Origin of the sequence: Streptomyces sp. NBC_00647 (assembly GCF_045207245.1) — a bacterium.
Taxonomy (GTDB): Bacteria; Actinomycetota; Actinomycetes; order Streptomycetales; family Streptomycetaceae; genus Streptomyces.
In genome coordinates, this window is sequence record NZ_CP109040.1 from 8,697,238 (window position 1) to 8,712,121 (window position 14,884).

At 73.2% G+C, this 14,884-nt stretch carries 14 protein-coding genes and 2 pseudogenes; 10 read left to right on the forward strand and 6 right to left on the reverse strand.

The genetic code is table 11. The annotated features are described in order from the left end of the window. The first annotated feature begins 18 nt into the window (after positions 1 to 18). Both OG788_RS38100 and OG788_RS38105 read left to right on the forward strand, forming a co-directional pair. Positions 19 to 915, forward strand: coding sequence for a universal stress protein (locus OG788_RS38100; RefSeq protein WP_406375533.1), 897 nt, complete (start codon positions 19 to 21; stop codon positions 913 to 915). A gap of 127 nt (positions 916 to 1,042) precedes the next feature. Beyond that, positions 1,043 to 1,643: pseudogene (locus OG788_RS38105) on the forward strand (heavy metal translocating P-type ATPase); the annotation flags it as partial. Between the two features lie 47 nt (positions 1,644 to 1,690). Here OG788_RS38105 and OG788_RS38110 read toward each other — a convergent pair. The 4 genes and pseudogenes from OG788_RS38110 to OG788_RS38125 all read right to left on the reverse strand — a co-directional run bounded on the left by OG788_RS38110 (position 1,691) and on the right by OG788_RS38125 (position 4,354). Then, on the reverse strand, positions 1,691 to 2,692 hold the full coding sequence (locus OG788_RS38110) for an Acg family FMN-binding oxidoreductase (RefSeq protein WP_406375534.1): 1,002 nt from the start codon (positions 2,690 to 2,692) through the stop codon (positions 1,691 to 1,693). 303 nt (positions 2,693 to 2,995) lie between these two features. Continuing rightward, positions 2,996 to 3,448: an OsmC family protein gene (locus tag OG788_RS38115; RefSeq protein WP_406375535.1), complete on the reverse strand. Its 453-nt coding sequence runs from the start codon at positions 3,446 to 3,448 to the stop codon at positions 2,996 to 2,998. Between the two features lie 208 nt (positions 3,449 to 3,656). Continuing rightward, positions 3,657 to 3,869: pseudogene (locus OG788_RS38120) on the reverse strand (CBS domain-containing protein); the annotation flags it as partial. 26 nt (positions 3,870 to 3,895) lie between these two features. Continuing rightward, positions 3,896 to 4,354, reverse strand: coding sequence for a Crp/Fnr family transcriptional regulator (locus tag OG788_RS38125; protein ID WP_406375536.1), 459 nt, complete (start codon positions 4,352 to 4,354; stop codon positions 3,896 to 3,898). 573 nt (positions 4,355 to 4,927) lie between these two features. Here OG788_RS38125 and OG788_RS38130 point away from each other — a divergent pair. After that, complete coding sequence (locus tag OG788_RS38130; RefSeq protein WP_406375537.1) at positions 4,928 to 5,134, forward strand: DUF5988 family protein; 207 nt, start codon at positions 4,928 to 4,930, stop codon at positions 5,132 to 5,134. A gap of 641 nt (positions 5,135 to 5,775) precedes the next feature. Here the strand turns inward: OG788_RS38130 and OG788_RS38135 are convergent. Next, positions 5,776 to 6,294 (reverse strand): DUF2231 domain-containing protein, encoded by a 519-nt coding sequence (locus tag OG788_RS38135; RefSeq protein WP_406375538.1) that lies wholly within the window; start codon positions 6,292 to 6,294, stop codon positions 5,776 to 5,778. A gap of 140 nt (positions 6,295 to 6,434) precedes the next feature. Beyond that, entirely contained in the window at positions 6,435 to 8,768 is a 2,334-nt protein-coding gene (locus OG788_RS38140) for a heavy metal translocating P-type ATPase (protein ID WP_406375539.1), read from the reverse strand. Positions 8,769 to 8,936: 168 nt separating this feature from the next. Here OG788_RS38140 and OG788_RS38145 point away from each other — a divergent pair, with 168 nt between their 5' ends. The 7 genes from OG788_RS38145 (at position 8,937) to OG788_RS38175 (ending at position 14,797) form a co-directional block, all read left to right on the forward strand. Next, positions 8,937 to 9,623: a response regulator transcription factor gene (locus tag OG788_RS38145; RefSeq protein ID WP_406375540.1), complete on the forward strand. Its 687-nt coding sequence runs from the start codon at positions 8,937 to 8,939 to the stop codon at positions 9,621 to 9,623. Further along, entirely contained in the window at positions 9,620 to 11,023 is a 1,404-nt protein-coding gene (locus OG788_RS38150) for a sensor histidine kinase (RefSeq protein WP_406375541.1), read from the forward strand. Before OG788_RS38145 ends, OG788_RS38150 begins: the two co-directional genes overlap by 4 nt. A 172-nt stretch (positions 11,024 to 11,195) precedes the next feature. Continuing rightward, positions 11,196 to 11,414, forward strand: a complete 219-nt coding sequence (locus tag OG788_RS38155) for a hypothetical protein (protein ID WP_406375542.1) — start codon at positions 11,196 to 11,198, stop codon at positions 11,412 to 11,414. Then, a complete protein-coding gene (locus OG788_RS38160; RefSeq protein ID WP_406375543.1) occupies positions 11,411 to 12,454 on the forward strand; it encodes an FAD:protein FMN transferase in 1,044 nt (347 codons plus the stop codon). The genes OG788_RS38155 and OG788_RS38160 overlap by 4 nt, the downstream gene beginning before the upstream one ends. Continuing rightward, positions 12,451 to 13,224, forward strand: a complete 774-nt coding sequence (locus OG788_RS38165) for a ferric reductase-like transmembrane domain-containing protein (protein ID WP_406375544.1) — start codon at positions 12,451 to 12,453, stop codon at positions 13,222 to 13,224. The genes OG788_RS38160 and OG788_RS38165 overlap by 4 nt, the downstream gene beginning before the upstream one ends. Next, positions 13,221 to 14,534 carry an NADH-ubiquinone oxidoreductase-F iron-sulfur binding region domain-containing protein gene (locus OG788_RS38170; protein WP_406375545.1) on the forward strand — a complete coding sequence of 438 codons (1,314 nt, stop codon included), beginning with the start codon at positions 13,221 to 13,223 and terminating at the stop codon, positions 14,532 to 14,534. Before OG788_RS38165 ends, OG788_RS38170 begins: the two co-directional genes overlap by 4 nt. Further along, positions 14,531 to 14,797: a ferredoxin gene (locus OG788_RS38175; protein WP_406375546.1), complete on the forward strand. Its 267-nt coding sequence runs from the start codon at positions 14,531 to 14,533 to the stop codon at positions 14,795 to 14,797. Before OG788_RS38170 ends, OG788_RS38175 begins: the two co-directional genes overlap by 4 nt. The last annotated feature ends 87 nt before the right edge of the window (positions 14,798 to 14,884 follow it).

Genomic DNA, 14,884 nt, shown 5'->3' on the forward strand with positions numbered 1-14,884 from the left:
ACGAAGGAGGTGACGGCCATGACAAGGCCAGTCGTAGCCGGCCTGGACGGTTCGAAGGAGAGCCTCGCCGCAGCCGACTGGGCGGCCAGGGAAGCCCTTCGCCGGGGACTGCCCCTTCGTCTGGTGCACGCCTGGGAAGGCCTGCCCGACGACGGCACCGCCGCGGACCTGCCCGAGATCCGGGCACCGCAGTACCACGCGCGGCGGGTGCTGCGCGGGGCCGTCGACGTACTGCATGAGCGCTATCCGGGGCTGTACATCGCCGCCGAGCACGTGTGCAGGCAGCCAGGTCCAGCGCTCCTCGCCGAGGCGGAGAACGCTGAGCTGCTGGTCATCGGAAGCCAGGGGACGAGCGGTGTCGGGGGGTTCCTCTCGGGGTCGGTCGCCATGGCCACCGTGGCTCATGCCGACCGGCCCGTCGTCCTCGTGCGGGCGCGCGAGACGGCGACGGACGAACACCTCCCCGACGCTTTCGGAAAGGCGTCGACCGATACCCCCCACCGTGACGTGGCGGTCGCCGTCGACGTCGGCGCGCCCTGCGACGCCGTCCTCGACCACGCGTTCCGCGCGGCCGAACTCCGTGCGGCGCCGCTGCGCGCCGCGTACGCCTGGCACGTGCCATTCACCAGAGGCGTCCCGGGCGTCGAGGAGCGTACGAGGATCCGGGAGGCGGCGGAGCGCGCACTCGCGGAAGTGCTCGAACCCTGGCGTGCGAAGTACCCGGGCGTGGTCGTCCACGCGAACCTCCACGAGGGCCGCGCCGCCCACGTCCTCGTACGCGCGGCAGGAGGGGCCGGACTGCTGGTGGTGGGCCGTCGGCGGCGGCGTACCGCGGTCGGCGCCCACACCGGTCCGGTGGCCCACGCGTTGCTCCACCACATGCCCCAGCCGGTCGTGCTGGTCCCGCACGACTGACAGTCGCGCCGCTCGGTCGCCGCCCGCCCCGCCCGGCCCCGGGAACGTATTCCGGCCGGGCCCGGCGACGGGTGAGGCGACGGTCTGACAGCCGGGCCGTCCGTCCCCTGCCACGCAGGCCGGACGGCGCGTCGCCGTCGTACGCGCCGAGCGTGCGCACGCGGTCACCGTGATGGTCGGAGACGGCGTCAACGACGCCCCGCGCTCGCGGCGGCCGACATCGGCGTGGCCATGGGAGCGCGCGGGTCCATCGCGTTCTCCGAGGCGGCCGACATCGTGCTGACCACCGACCGTGTGGACCGTCTGACGGACGCCGTCTCGATCGCCGTACGAGCCCGGCGAATCGCCGTGCAGAGCGCTCTGGGAGGCACGCTGATGTCGTCGGCCGCCGTGACCGCGGCCGTGTTCGCCCTGCTCCTACCGGCCGTCGGTGTTTTGCTCCAGGAAGGGATCGACGTCGCGGTCGTCCTCAACGCCCTGCGCGCGCTGCGCGTCGACCAGACCGCGCGGCCGAACACGACGAGCTTCAGGACGTCCTCGAAGCCGTGCGCGGCGCGGCCGACCGGGTCTCCGACAGCCCCGGCCCCCCAAGCCCTCGCGGCTGTCGAGGAGGTGCGCACCTGCTCACCGAGCGGCTACTGCCGCACGAGAACGCCGAAGAGCACGAGCTCTGTCCGGCTCTTGCCCCCGCGCTCGGCGGGCCCGAGGCCACCGCACCTTCTCGCCGGCGGCCTCTCCATCCGACGGAGGCCGCCACCAGAGCCCATGAGAGGGCTCACTCGATGTCGAGTACCTCGTGCACGGGGCGGCGGGGTGTGCCGGGGCCTGCCGGGCCGTATCCGAGCCTGAGCACCATCTGGATGAATCCCATCGCCGACTCCGGGTCGCGCACGGCCCAGCGGAGTTCGGGCCACTCGAGGGCCTGGGAGGTGAGTGAGGTGGAGAGCCCGTCCAGGGTGGCCTGGAGCAGAACGCGTTCCATGGCCTGGCCCGCCAGCAGCCAGTCCCTCGGCCCGTCGCCCGCGGTGCCCAGTATGGCGAGCTGGGGCGTGTTCTCGAACGCGGCGGCCGCGCGGCCGGGAACGGGGTGCCTGCCGGCGAAGTCACGCACGGGCGCCCTGCCGGAGCGTTCGCGAGGGCCGAAGGCGTTCTCCGGTACCCCGTCGCTCGCCGCCTCCGCCGCTCCCGTGCCTGTACGGGTCCATTGCCTCAGCTCCTCGGAGGCGGCGGAGTCCATGGCGTCGCGGCCCTCGGCGTCGTGCACCAGGTCCAGCAGTGTCTCCACGTGCCATGCGCTGGGGAAGACCAGATGTCCGCCCTCCAGAAGAGCGGCGGCGCACAGAGCGTCCTTGATGGCCTGCGGTATCGGCTCGTCGGTGAAAGGCTGACGGCTGGTGTGGCGACGGTGGACCGCCGGATACAGCGGCGCGAGGTCTTCCACGAATTCGTTGACCGCAAGGGCAGGGCTGGTGAGCCGTACCACCGCGAGCAGCCGTGTGTCGGCGGGGTCGGGCAGCAGCTCGGTGACCGGTGCCCAGCCCGCATGAGTGGCGGCGATGCGCAGGTTCAGGAGGGCGGCGGCGCAACCCAGGTGAAGACCGCGGGTGGTGGGGTCGGCGTGCGGCATGGCGCGCTCGAGATCCGCGTACAACCGGAAGGTGCTGTCAGCGCGCCGAAACCGGAATCTCCACGGCTGCGCGTTGTGCATGGAGGGGGCTGCCGCCGCGTCTTCGACCAGGGCTTTCACGGTCGTCGTGTCGAGTTCACGTACGGACATCGGACCTGCCTCCCTTCAGGCCGACCGGCCATTCACGGAAGGGCGATTCCCGTCTCTCCACTATTCCACGGCGGCCCCGGGCGTGCGGTGCCGGCCGGGTGACCGCGGAAACCGGAGTCTGCGGACAGGACGCCCCCGATCCGGCACGGTTCGGGTCGATCGATCAGTTCAGTTCTTGCCGAGCTGTGGGCCGCTGCCCGTGTGCAGGACGTTCGCCCGTCATGGGCCGAAGAGCCCGAACCCGCGGGGGCATGGGTCCCTCACTCGCGGGGCGAGCGGTGTACGGACCGGGCGAGCCCGGCTTCAGGCCTCCAGTTCGATGCCGATCACCGGGGGCTCGTGGAGTGAGTTGTGGACGGTGCAGTGAGAGGCGACCGCGAGCATCGCCGCGTGGCGTTGGGCGGACAGCGCGGGTGGCGGGACGATGACCAGGCGTACGGACTCGACGCGCGCCGGACGGTCCGTGGCCATGGTGAAACCCGTGCGGACCCGCAGTCCGGCTCGGGGCAGACCGTGGCGCTGGAGGTAGCGGCCCGCGTAGAAGGCCACACAGGCGGCCAGTGACGCGGCGAACAACTCGACGGGGGTCGGCGCGGTGTCCGTTCCGCCCGCGTCCACGGGCTGGTCGACCAGGAGCCGGTGACCTCGGATGTCCACCGCGTACGCGTCACCGTGAACGTGGGTGACGTCCACCTCGTGAACGACTGTTTCCTGCGGCTCCCGCTCGGCTGTCGTATCCGGTGCTGCGCTTGTCATGGCCGGCCTCCCCGGACGATGTTCCTGCTGTTTGATTCCAGTGGAACGCGGGCGGCACGGCGGGCCGATGAGCCGATCGGGTGCGAAGGGGGACCGTTCGGCCCCGGTGCGGTTCGGCGGAGCGGGCGGATCGCCCCGCGATGCTCAACCGCCGCCAGCACCGACGACGCGGACCGCTTCACCCAGCAGCGCCGGCTGTCCGATCCGGCCGAGGCGGATCGCTGTCCCGGAACCGTTCCTTGGGCAGCAGGTCGGCCTCGGACACCAGCCCGATCACCCGGCCGTCGCCCTCCAGCAACGGAAGGGCGCTGACCTACCACTGATCCATGCGTTCGATGATGTCCTTGAACAGGGTCCTGCGGCCCACCGCGATGACGGCACCCGTCATCACGTCGCTCACCCGGGGCGGGCTGCTCTGCATGGTCTTCTCCTCACAGGCCCGGGAGGTCATGTCAGGCCGCCGCTGCCGTAGGGGGCGTACAGGTCCAGCAGCCGGACCCGGGAGGCGTGCAGCCGTTGGGCGACCACCCGGCCGACCCAGACCGCGACCGCCCGGCCGAACTCGGGGTCCTCGGCGCACAGCGTTCGAACCGCCCCGGCGTCGAACTCCCAGGCCCTTACCGGACTCATCGCCTCGGCGCCCAACTGCCAGATGTACGGCGTGAAGTGCCAGGACCAGCCGACGAGTTCGCCGTGCCCGAGTGTCTCGATCACGGCGGGCCGCCGACCGGGTATGTGCAGGTCCAGGGCGACGGTGCCGGTGCGCACGATCCAGAAGCGGGCGGCGCGCGTGCCTTCCTCGAACAGACGGGTACCGGCCTCGAAGGAGACCTCGCGGGCGAGGCGGATCAAGCGTTCGCGATGTACGGGCTCAAGAGCCGTGTTCATGGTGGTGGCGGAGGTCATTGCACCGGCTCCCTTCATGAGTGGTTCTTCCAGACTGGGCGCGTCCCGCTTCCGGTGCCACAGGCCGCTCGGGCCTGGCTAGGGACATTTGGGCCCACTCGCGCAAAGGCAAGGTCATGTCGCAGGACAGAGGGGCTGGGCAGACCCCTCATTCCGAGGCGTTCACGACCCCTCACACCGGGAGAACACGCAGGGGAAGGAAGGGCACCGTGAGTGTGCCCAGGTGCATCGCCGTCCGGGAGCTGCCCCGGCACGACGAGAACGTCGGCCGGGACCGTGCTGTCCCACTGGCGCCGACGGGCGCTGGAGCAGCCCTTCCCGTCCGGCACGCGTGCGGCGGAGAGCGCCCCGGATCCGGGGCGGCCAGCCGCTTCTCCAGTTCTCGAAGGGGGTCCTTCCCGCCGGTACCGGCACATCACGCGCCTTCCCGTTCCACCAGGCCGATCGACCCTGATCGAGGTGAAAGCCGGTCCCACGACGGAAGGTCGGTCGGTATCGCCCGCCACGGGAGCAGCCGGAGGGCCGTCGGCGCGCCGTGGGGGTGCCGGTCCGGCATGCAGAGAAGATCTGGTCATGACCGACGCGACAGAAGCAGTTCTTGAGGGTGGCCCTGACGATCTTCCTGAGCGGATCGTTTCGGTTCCGGCGCCCGACCTCGACATCAAAGTGCCGTTCCGCGGAGGGTACGAGCACTTCCGGGCCACGACGCGTCAGCAGGAGACAGAGCAGGGCCAGTTGCCCGTCTACGAGTGGTGGGAGCGCACGGAGCTCCCGGGGTAGCTGGCTGCACGGAGCAGGCGACCGGACGGGCGTCGCCGGGCGACGAAGTGCACTGGGGACATGGCCCGTCCCCACAGCGCATGCCGTCCTGGCCCGCCGCAAGTCGCTACCTGCGCGTTCGGACTGCCTGTTTTGCCCTCTGTGCTGACTGCTCGGCCTGAACCCTCACCTGGCCGCTGTGGGTGGGGGCTCGTGGTAGCAGGTCGCGCCCCGATCGCCAGGTCCTCGGCGAAACCCGCCGCGGCCAGCTCCCGGCCCGAGACGCTGCCGTTGACCGCGTGGGGGATGCCGACGGTGCATTCGCCGTATGCGCGGCCTCCGCGGAGAGCGGGCCCGCCCCCTCCGCGGACATGTAGGCCGGAGATGAGCGCGCGCCGGCGCCGAGGAGGTATTCCGAGGCCGGGCGCAGGCTGCCGTCCGGCCGCGGTCCACCCGCGGCCATCACAGTGACCGCTCGCTTCCGTGTCCCACGGATCCCCGGGGCGTGCGGGAACGGGCGCAGGTCCAGATGCGTGGGGCGCATGCTGTCAGCTCACCCGGCGGCCCCGGCCGGATTGGCGTGCACCGGCTCCGGCCGCCGTCGCGGTCCGACAGCACGTTCGAATCGTGTCCGTGGCAGGGCCCGACGCCGGTCTCGTCCGTCAGTCGTCGCCGTGCTGCGTGGCCGCCTTCGAGTAGTTGTCGTGCCAGGCGGCCTTGGCGCCCGAGTCGCCGATCCGGTAGACGTCCACCACGGCGCCGACCGCGACGGCGACCGAAAGGATCGCGATCGCGCCCCGGACCGGTACCGGGAGAGTCCGCGAGGCCCCCGACGTGCCGTCCGCCGCGGGCGCCGAGCGGCGGGCCGCCCACCAGACGACGGCCGAGATCACGAAGAGGCCGATAGCCCACGGAAGCAGGCCGTCGCCGAGTTCGGCGTGCTTGCGCACCAGCGGGTCGCTGCCGACGTGCTGTTCCAGCCACTCGCCCGCGTGTGTGGACACCGGCACGGTTGCCAACGTCACGAGCGTGAGGACGGGCAGGATCAGGCCGAGTCGCCGGGCTGCGCCGGGCCACACCGCGCACGCTATGAGTGCCAGGGCGCTCAGAGGCACGAGCACGATGACGAAGTGCACGAACAAGATGTGTGCGGGCAGTCCGTTGACGATCGTGAGACTCATGTGGGCTTTCTCCAGGAGAGGTCGGACCGAAAGCGCGGGCTGGATCTTCGGAGGAACCCGCGCACCTTTTCACAGGGACTTCTCAGTTCCCTCTGAGCTGCAGTGGGATCACTGCCGCCTCGGGGCCCAGGCGGTCCGGCTCAGGGAGCGAGTGAGAAGTAGCTCTCCTCCTCCTGGCTGAAGTGCAGGAGGAGAACGGAATGGAGCCCGTACAGGCAGGCGCGCAGGTCGTCGAGTTGCTCGGGCCCCAGTTCTCCTGCCTCGTCCGCCATGCGCAGGTGGGTCGTGATGCGGCGGGACAGGCGGGCGATCTCGGTGTGGGCACGGCTCATGGTCTCGGTTGTTTCAGGTCCGCCGAGTTGTCTGTTCAGCGCGGGGTAGAGCTGGTGCTCCTCCGCGAGTTCGTGAGGGAGCAGCCGTGTGGTGAGCAGGTGGTCGACGTCGCGCACGGCGGCCAGCGAACCCGGAGCGTCCTGCATGGAAAGCAGGCCGGCGGCTTCGCGGATGGCGTCCAGCGCGTCCCTGAGGTCGTCGTGTTCGGCCGCGAAGCGGTGGATGAGGTCCTCGGCGTCCGGTTCGAGAGCGGTACGGGCGCTGCGAGCCGGCAGCAACGCGCGCAGGGCGTTGAGGATGACGGCGACGTCGATGGCTTCCTGAAGAAGGGCTCCGACGGCGGGCGGCAGCCACCCCAGGAGGGCCGCGATCATGGCGACCAGCGACAGCGCCATCCCGCCTGCGGCGCTCTGGACCGCGATCCGGCGGGCCCTGACGGCGATCTCCATGGCGTCGGCGAGACGGTCCACCCGGTCGGTCGCGAGGATGATGTCGGCGGCTTCGGAGGTCGCGGTGGAGCCGCGGGCGCCCATCGCCACGCCGATGTCGGCGGCGGCCAGGGCGGGTGCGTCGTTGACGCCGTCGCCGACCATGACGGTGACGGCCCGTGCGCGTTCGGCCCGTACCGCCGCCACTTTGTCGGCAGGAAGCTGACCGGCCCGGACATCGTCGAGGCCCAGCACCGCTCCCACCTCGCGGGCGGGCTCCGCGCGGTCCCCGGTGAGCATCAGCAGCCGGGTCAGCCCGGCCGACCGCAGCCTGCGGACGGTGCGTGGGGCGTCGTGGCGCAGCGGGTCCTGGAGCAGGACGGCACCGGCGAGGGCGTCGTCGACGGTGAGCCAGGCGACGGCGGCTCCATCGAGAACGGCGCGGTTGTCCACGGCACGGGCCCAGTCGGGGAGTGCCGCCTGGGAGAGACCGGACCTGCCGACACCGAGACGGAGACCGTCCACGGTGCCGGCGGGGCCGTGTCCGGGTTCCTCCGTGACATCGGCGGGCATGGACAGCGTGAGGTTCCGGATGCGTGCCTCGCGGACGATCGCGTCGGCCAGCACATGCGCCGAGACCTGGTCGAGAGAGGCGGCCAGCCGAAGCACCTCGGACGGGGAGCGCCCGGGCGCGGCGGCGACCGCCAGGACGCGCGGTCGGCCCGCGGTCAGGGTGCCGGTCTTGTCGATCACCAGGGTGCGCGCCCGGCCCAGCCGCTCCAGCGCCCCGCCGTCCCGGACGATGACACCGCGACGGGCCGCCCTCGACAGTCCGGAGACGACGGCGACCGGCGCGGCGAGCAGCAGCGGGCAGGGGGTCGCCACGACGAGGACGGCGACCGCGCGGTCGGCTGATCCGCTCAGCAGCCAGGCGAGACCGGCCATCCCCAGAGACAGCGGCAGGAACCACGCCGCGTAGCGCTCGGCCAGCCGCACGGTCGGCGCCCGCTCCGCGCCCGCGTGCTGAGCCATCCGTACGATCTCCGCGTATGTGCTGTCCTGCGCGGTGGCGGTCGCCCGGAGCTCGAAGACACCGCCCGCGTTGACGACGCCACTGCGTACGGGCTCGTGCGTGCCGCGCTCGACCTGGGCGGACTCGCCGGTCAGCACGGACTCGTCGAGTTCCGCCGTACCGGTCAGGACGCTGCCGTCGACGGGGACCACGTCTCCGGGACCGACCACGAGCACGTCGCCGACGATGACGTCGGCGAGCGGGACCACGGAGACCTTCCGGCCGGTCCGGCGGCGGGCCGAGCGAGGGGCGTGCTCCAGCAGGGCCCGCAGGTCGTGGGAGGCGCGGCGCTCGGCCGCGGCGTCCAGCGCCCGGCCGGTCGCCAGCATCGATGCGATCAGCGCCCCCGCCAGGTACTCGCCCACCGCGAGGGTACCGACCAGCGCCAGTACCGCGATCAGGTCGACGCCGGCCCGCCCCTTCTGCAACGCGGCCACGACCCAGGCCACGGCCGGAACGACGGCCAGGACCGTGCCGGCCGCCCAGCAGGCGTCGGCGACGCTCTGGCTCCCGGCCGCCCAGGCGATGCCCCCGCTCAGCAGGGCGACCGCCGTCGCGACCAGCAGCGCCGGTTCGAGCAGCCGACGGACATCACGGGCCCGCGATGCCCGGCCGTCTCCGGCGTCTCTCGTGTGCGACACGGCAGCGGCCCTCCGGCGTCTCCGGACGTGTCACGCCTGCGGGCGCGACGGCGTCTCCGGGTATCCATGCAACCGCGCGTACCGCGCCGGACGGCAGGGCCGAACGGTCCACAGAGAGAGGCCCACCGGCCAATCCGGGCACGGCAGACGGAATCGTACGATGTCGGTGTGCTTGTTCTGGTGGTCGAGGACGACCCGGGGATCGCCGCTTCCCTGGTACTGGGCCTGGAGCGGGCCGGGTACCGGGCGCGCGGCGTCGGCACCGGACAGGAAGCCCTGGCGGCGGTCCCGGAGCCCGATGTGGTGCTTCTGGACCTGGGGCTGCCCGACCTGGACGGCATCGAGGTCTGCCGCCGGATACGAAGCCGCTCCGACGCGGCGATCATCGTGGTGACGGCGCGTGGCGAGGAAGGCGACCGGGTCGCGGCCCTGGACGAGGGCGCCGACGACTACCTGGTCAAACCTTTCGGCCTGGCGGAGCTGCTGGCACGGATCCGGGCCGTGCTGCGCCGCGTCCAGCCGTCCGGCTCCGAGCTGTTGCGGCACGGCCCCCTCACGGTGGACCCGCGGACCCGCAAAGTGACCGTCGACGGCCACGAAGTCGCGCTCACACCCAAGGAGTTCGACATCCTGGAGTGTCTGGCCGCCGACCCTGGGCGGGTGATCACCCGGCAGGAGGTCCTGGAGCGCGCCTGGGACGCCCACTGGTACGGCCCCACCAAGGTGCTGGACGTGCACATCGCGGCGCTGCGCCGCAAGCTCGGCGTCCCCGGGCTGGTGGAGACCGTGTACGGCCGCGGATTCCGCCTCGGAGTACCCGAGCCGGGCCGGGACCCGGACGCCGGTGCGCGATGACCCGGCGGATCGCACTGACCTTCATGGCGCTGATCGTCCTGCTGCTGGTGCTGGCGGTGGTGCCGCTGGGGCTGTCCATGACGCAGCGCGAGCAGACCTCGTTCCGGGACACGACCCAGGCGGCGAACCGGACGATCGCCGCCGCGGCCGAGGAATACCTGTCGGACCACCGCTCTCCCGCCGCCATGCGACGGCTCCTGGAACAGGCCGAGCGGGCAGGCGACTGCGCCGCGGTCTTCGACACGGCGGGACGCCCCGTGGCGGCCACCGGGTGCCCCGGACGAACAGGCGAGGGCGAGGAAGACGATCAGGCCGCCGGCAACTGGGGCGACCTGGCACACCAGGTGCTCGTCCACCCGGGAACAGCAGCGCGTGAGCGGGACGACCGGCTGGTCGTCGCGGAGCCGATCGGCGACACCACGCATCCGGTGGGGGCGGCCGTGTTGTCCCGGTCAGCGGAGAGCATGCACGACCGGATCGCCTCGATGTGGTGGCGACTGGCGCTGATCGGCGCCGGCGCCCTGGTGGCGGGCGTGCTGTTGTCGGTGGCGCTGGCCCGTTGGGTCGGGCGCCCGCTGCGGGCCGTTGACGCCGCCGCGCTGCGGCTCGGCGAGGGCGCGCTGGACGTACGGGCGCCGGGCGGGCGCGGGCCGCAGGAGGTGCGCAGGCTCGCCTCGACGTTCAACACCATGGCGGCCCGCATGGAGGCCCTGATCCACGGGCACCGGGCGGTCGTCGCCGACGTCTCGCACCAGCTGCGTACGCCGTTGACGGCGCTGCGGCTGCGGCTCGACCTGCTGGCGGCGGGCGCCGACGACGCCACGGCGGCGGAGTTCGCCGGAGCGCAGGAGGAGATCGCCCGGCTGTCCCGGCTGGTGGACGGGCTGCTGGCGGTGTCCCGGGCGGAGAACGCGGTGCCCAGGCCGGTTCCCGTCCGAGTGGACCAGGTGGTCGACGACCGGGTCGTTGCGTGGGAGCCGGTGGCCCGGGAGCGGCGGGTGTCGCTCACCGGGCGCTGCGGCGTACGGCTGACGGCTTACCTGAGTACGGGGGATCTGGAGCAGGTGATCGACAACCTGGTGGCCAACGCGCTGGACGTCGTGGGGGAAGGCGCGGCGATCCGGATCGAGGGCGAGGCTACGCGTGGGCGGGTGGTGCTGCGCGTGGTGGACAACGGGCCCGGAATGCGCGAGGCGGTGCGCGAGGCGGCGTTCCGTAGGTTCGGCAATCCTGAGGCGTCGGGCAGTGGCCTGGGGCTGGCCATCGTGCATCGGCTGATCACCGCCAACGGCGGCACCGTACGGCTTCAGGACACGGCGGGCGGGGGGCTGACCGTGTTGCTGGAACTTCCCCCGCTGCCGCCGCAGGGGGCGCCGCAAGGCCTGCGGGCGGGATCTTAACCACTTGTGAAGAACTCCTGAACCGGTTCCCGACGGGCCACGAGGCAGCCTGGTCAGTGGGACAACCGGCCCCATTGCGAGGAGTTCATCCATGCCTCTTCCTGAGCAGCCCGCAGACTCCGACCGATCCGTGGAGGACGCGGTTCGGCGCCGTGAACGAGGGCGGCGGCGCGTGAGCGTCACGACCCGGTGGGCGACGGCCGCGGCCGTCGCGGGTACCGCGGTTCTGGGTGCCGGTTACGCACACGTGATCCCCGGAATCGCCCAGACCGCGGCGCCCGCCGGTCACGGCAGCGGCACGTCCACCGGGACGAGCGGTGGACTGCGGCCTTCCGGGCAGGCGCCCGCGCCGACCCCGCAAGCGCCGCAGACCCAGTCGGGTGCGTCGTGAACGCCACACCGGCGGGCGCCGTCGACCGCGCCGGAAGCACCGCGAGCACCACGCTCCCGGCCGGAGCGGCTCACCCCGCCCCCCTTCGTCCGGCCCGCACCGAGCCCGCCACCGCGGTCTTCGCCGCGCTCGGCACCACGGCCGTGCTCCTCACCGCGGACCCCGCCCGCGCCGACGACGCGCTGCTGATCCTGCGGGCCGAGCTGGCCGCCATCGACGCGGCGTGCAGCCGGTTCCGCCCCGACTCCGAGCTGTCCCGCGCCAACGCCACCGCCGGCACCCGGCCGGTACCGGTGAGCGCCCTGCTCGCCGAAGCCCTGGAGGCGGCCCTGCGCGCCGCCGACCTCACCGACGGCGCCGTCGACCCCACGGTGGGTCCGGCGGTCGTGGCCCTCGGCTACGACCGCACCTTCGCCCAGGTGGCCGCGCTGCGCCCCGAGGACACCGGGCCGACGACCGCACCACGGCCGGCCGCGGGCTGGCGCACCGTCCGCTGGGACCCGGCACTGCGCCTCCTGCGCCTTCCCGCCGGAACCACGCTCGACCTCGGCGCCACGGCCAAGGCCCTGGCCGCCGACCGGGCGGCCCACCGAGCGGCCGCGGCGGTGGGCTGCGGGGTCCTGGTCAACCTCGGCGGCGACCTGTCGGCGGCGGGCGAACCGCCGCACGGCGGCTGGCGGGTCGCGATCGCGGACGACCACGCGGCCCCGGACGCGGGACCCGGGCGCCCTGTCGTCTCGATCCGCGACGGCGGCCTCGCCACGTCCGGCACCGCCGTACGGTCCTGGCGGCGCGGCGGCCGGACGCTCCACCACATCGTCGACCCGGCCACCGGCGACATCCCGCCGCCCGTCTGGCGCACCGTCAGCGTCGCCGCGGCCAGTTGCGTGGACGCCAACACCGCCAGCACCGCCGCCCTGGTCCTCGGCGAAAGCGCCCCCAGCTGGCTGCGCGGCACCGGACTTCCGGCCCGCCTCGTCCGCACCGACGGAAACGTGCTGTACCTGGGGGCCTGGCCCGCCGACGGAGGCGACCGATGACCGGCGCCGTCCTGCTCGCCTCGGGCCCGAGCCCCCTCTGGTACGCCACCCGGGCAGGCGGCACGGTGTCGCTGGTCCTGTTGACCGCGACGGTCGCGCTCGGCATCGCGGCGGCGGGACGGTACGCGCCGGTGCGCCTGGGGCGGTTCGAGGTGTCCGCGCTGCACCGCAACCTGTCGCTGCTCACCCTGGCCTTCCTGGCGCTGCACATCGTCACCGCCATCGCCGACAGCTACGCCCACCTCACCTGGCCGACGGCCTTCGTGCCGTTCATCGGCTCCTACCGTCCGCTGTGGGTGGGCCTGGGCGCGGTCGCCCTCGACCTCCTGCTGGCGGTCGCTCTCACCAGCGCGATCCGCGGGCGGCTGGGCCACCGCCGCTGGAAGGCGGTGCACTGGCTGGCGTACGCGGCATGGCCGGTGGCGCTCTTCCACGCGGCGGGTACCGGCACGGACACCCGGCTGAGTCCGCAACTGGCGCTGTACGCCGCTTGTCTGCTGACGGTCGTGGCTGCCGTCTGGTGGCGGCTGGTGCGGGCCGGGACGCGGGCGACCCCGGTCCGCAGGTGGGCGACGGCGGCCTTGCTGCTGGTGCCCGCGACGCTGGTCGCGTTCCTGGCCGTGGGGCCCTTGCGGCCCGGCTGGGCGCACCGTGCCGGTGGCGCGGCGCCCACGCCGGTGCCCGCCACCGCGCCGGCGGTCCCCCACCAGTCGCCGACACCCCAGCAGCCCGCCCAGGAAGACGAACACGAGGGAGACGACGGCGAATGAACCACGACACCGGGACCGTCCTCGCCGGAGAACATCCGGCGGCGCCGTGCGGCCCGCACGGCGAACGCCTGCTGGCCGGCTGGTACGACACCGGCCGGCCCGCCGACCTCACGGAACACCTCGCCCGCTACGGCCCTCCGCCGCTGTTCCAGGCACGCAGCCGCGGGACCGCCATGCCGTTGGTGCGCGCCGTGGAGGAGGCCGGGCTCACCGGCCGGGGCGGTGGGGGCTTTCCGACCGGCCGCAAGCTCCGGTCGGTCGCCGGGGCGAAGGGGCCGGCCGTGCTCGTCGCCAACGGGATGGAGAGCGAGCCGGCCAGCCACAAGGACGAGGTGCTGCTCTCCTTCGCCCCGCACCTCGTTCTGGACGGCGCGGCGCTGGCCGCCGTCGCGGTCGGCGCGGAAGCGGTGCACCTGTGTCTGCCCCGCACCCGGGCGGCGCAGGTGGACCAGCTCACCGCGGCGGTCGCCGAGCGGCGCCGTGCCGGGCTCGACCCGGTACGGGTGCAGGTCCACGCGCTGCCTCATCACTTCGTCTCCAGCGAGGAGACGTCCCTGGTGAACTGGCTGAACGGCGGCGACGCCCGCCCTCGGTCCACCCCGCCGCGCCCCTTCGAGAAGGGCGTCGGGAAACGGCCCACCCTGATCGGCAACGTGGAGACCCTGGCCCACCTGGCGCTGATCGCCCGCTACGGCCCCGCATGGTTCCGCGCGAGCGGAAACTCAGGAGCACCGGGCACCACGCTGGTCACGGTCTCGGGCGCCGTGCATCGGCCGGGGGTGTACGAGATCCCGGCGGGAAGCCCGGTGACGGCGGCACTCAGCCGTGCCGGCGGCCCGCGGGGACGGCTCGGCGCCGTGCTCGCGGGCGGCTTCTTCGGCGGCTGGCTTCCGGTGCCGCTGAGCACCACGGCTCCGGACCGGGGCGCGGGCGTCCTGGTGGCACTGCCCGAAGGCACCTGCGGGCTGGCCGAGACGGCGGCCGCGCTCGGCTACCTGGCCGCGCAGAGCGCCCGCCAGTGCGGGCCGTGCCGGTTCGGCCTGCCTTCCGTCGCCGAGGACTTCACCGCGCTCGCCCGGGGCAGCGTCGACGCCCAGCTGCTGAACCGGCTGCACCACCGCCTCGGACTGCTCCCCCGGCGCGGCGCATGCAGCCATCCCGACGGCGCGGCACGGCTGGCCGCCTCGGCGCTGCGGGTATTCGCCGACGACGTCCACCGGCATGTGCACGGACCGTGCGGCGCCGCTTTCGCCCCTCTCGTCCTGCCGGTGCCCGCCGCCCGGCCCCCGGAAGAGGGGGAATGGCGATGACCCGTACCCAGACCCACGTCCTGGCCGTCGATTTCGCCGCCTGTGACGGCCACGGACTCTGCGCTGAACTGCTGCCCGAACTGATCGGCTCGGACGAATGGGGCTACCCCGTGCTCCGGGAATCCGCGGTCCCACCGGACCTGCTGTCCCACGCCCGACGCGCGGTCGCCGCGTGTCCGGTGATGGCGCTCCGTCTGAACCGCGTGCCCGCTCCCGCGCCCGACCAGCCCCTGAGCCGCACCTCTTGGCCGACAGGCGCTTGACGACGCCGGGCGGTGATCGGGGTGGTCCCGGGGTTCGGGGCTCAGCCGCGCTCAGCCCCGAACCCTTCTGCCTCGTTCGCTCGATCC

Excerpts from the sequence above, each read along its gene's own strand:
- OG788_RS38100 (WP_406375533.1), top strand. The coding sequence starts at position 19 with ATGACAAGGCCAGTCGTAGCCGGCCTGGACGGTTCGAAGGAGAGCCTC.
- OG788_RS38170 (WP_406375545.1), top strand. The coding sequence starts at position 13,221 with ATGAACCACGACACCGGGACCGTCCTCGCCGGAGAACATCCGGCGGCG.
- OG788_RS38110 (WP_406375534.1), bottom strand. The coding sequence starts at position 2,692 with ATGTCCGTACGTGAACTCGACACGACGACCGTGAAAGCCCTGGTCGAA.
- OG788_RS38130 (WP_406375537.1), top strand. The coding sequence starts at position 4,928 with ATGACCGACGCGACAGAAGCAGTTCTTGAGGGTGGCCCTGACGATCTT.
- OG788_RS38175 (WP_406375546.1), top strand. The coding sequence starts at position 14,531 with ATGACCCGTACCCAGACCCACGTCCTGGCCGTCGATTTCGCCGCCTGT.
- OG788_RS38125 (WP_406375536.1), bottom strand. The coding sequence starts at position 4,354 with ATGACCTCCGCCACCACCATGAACACGGCTCTTGAGCCCGTACATCGC.
- OG788_RS38115 (WP_406375535.1), bottom strand. The coding sequence starts at position 3,448 with ATGACAAGCGCAGCACCGGATACGACAGCCGAGCGGGAGCCGCAGGAA.
- OG788_RS38135 (WP_406375538.1), bottom strand. The coding sequence starts at position 6,294 with ATGAGTCTCACGATCGTCAACGGACTGCCCGCACACATCTTGTTCGTG.
- OG788_RS38150 (WP_406375541.1), top strand. The coding sequence starts at position 9,620 with ATGACCCGGCGGATCGCACTGACCTTCATGGCGCTGATCGTCCTGCTG.
- OG788_RS38165 (WP_406375544.1), top strand. The coding sequence starts at position 12,451 with ATGACCGGCGCCGTCCTGCTCGCCTCGGGCCCGAGCCCCCTCTGGTAC.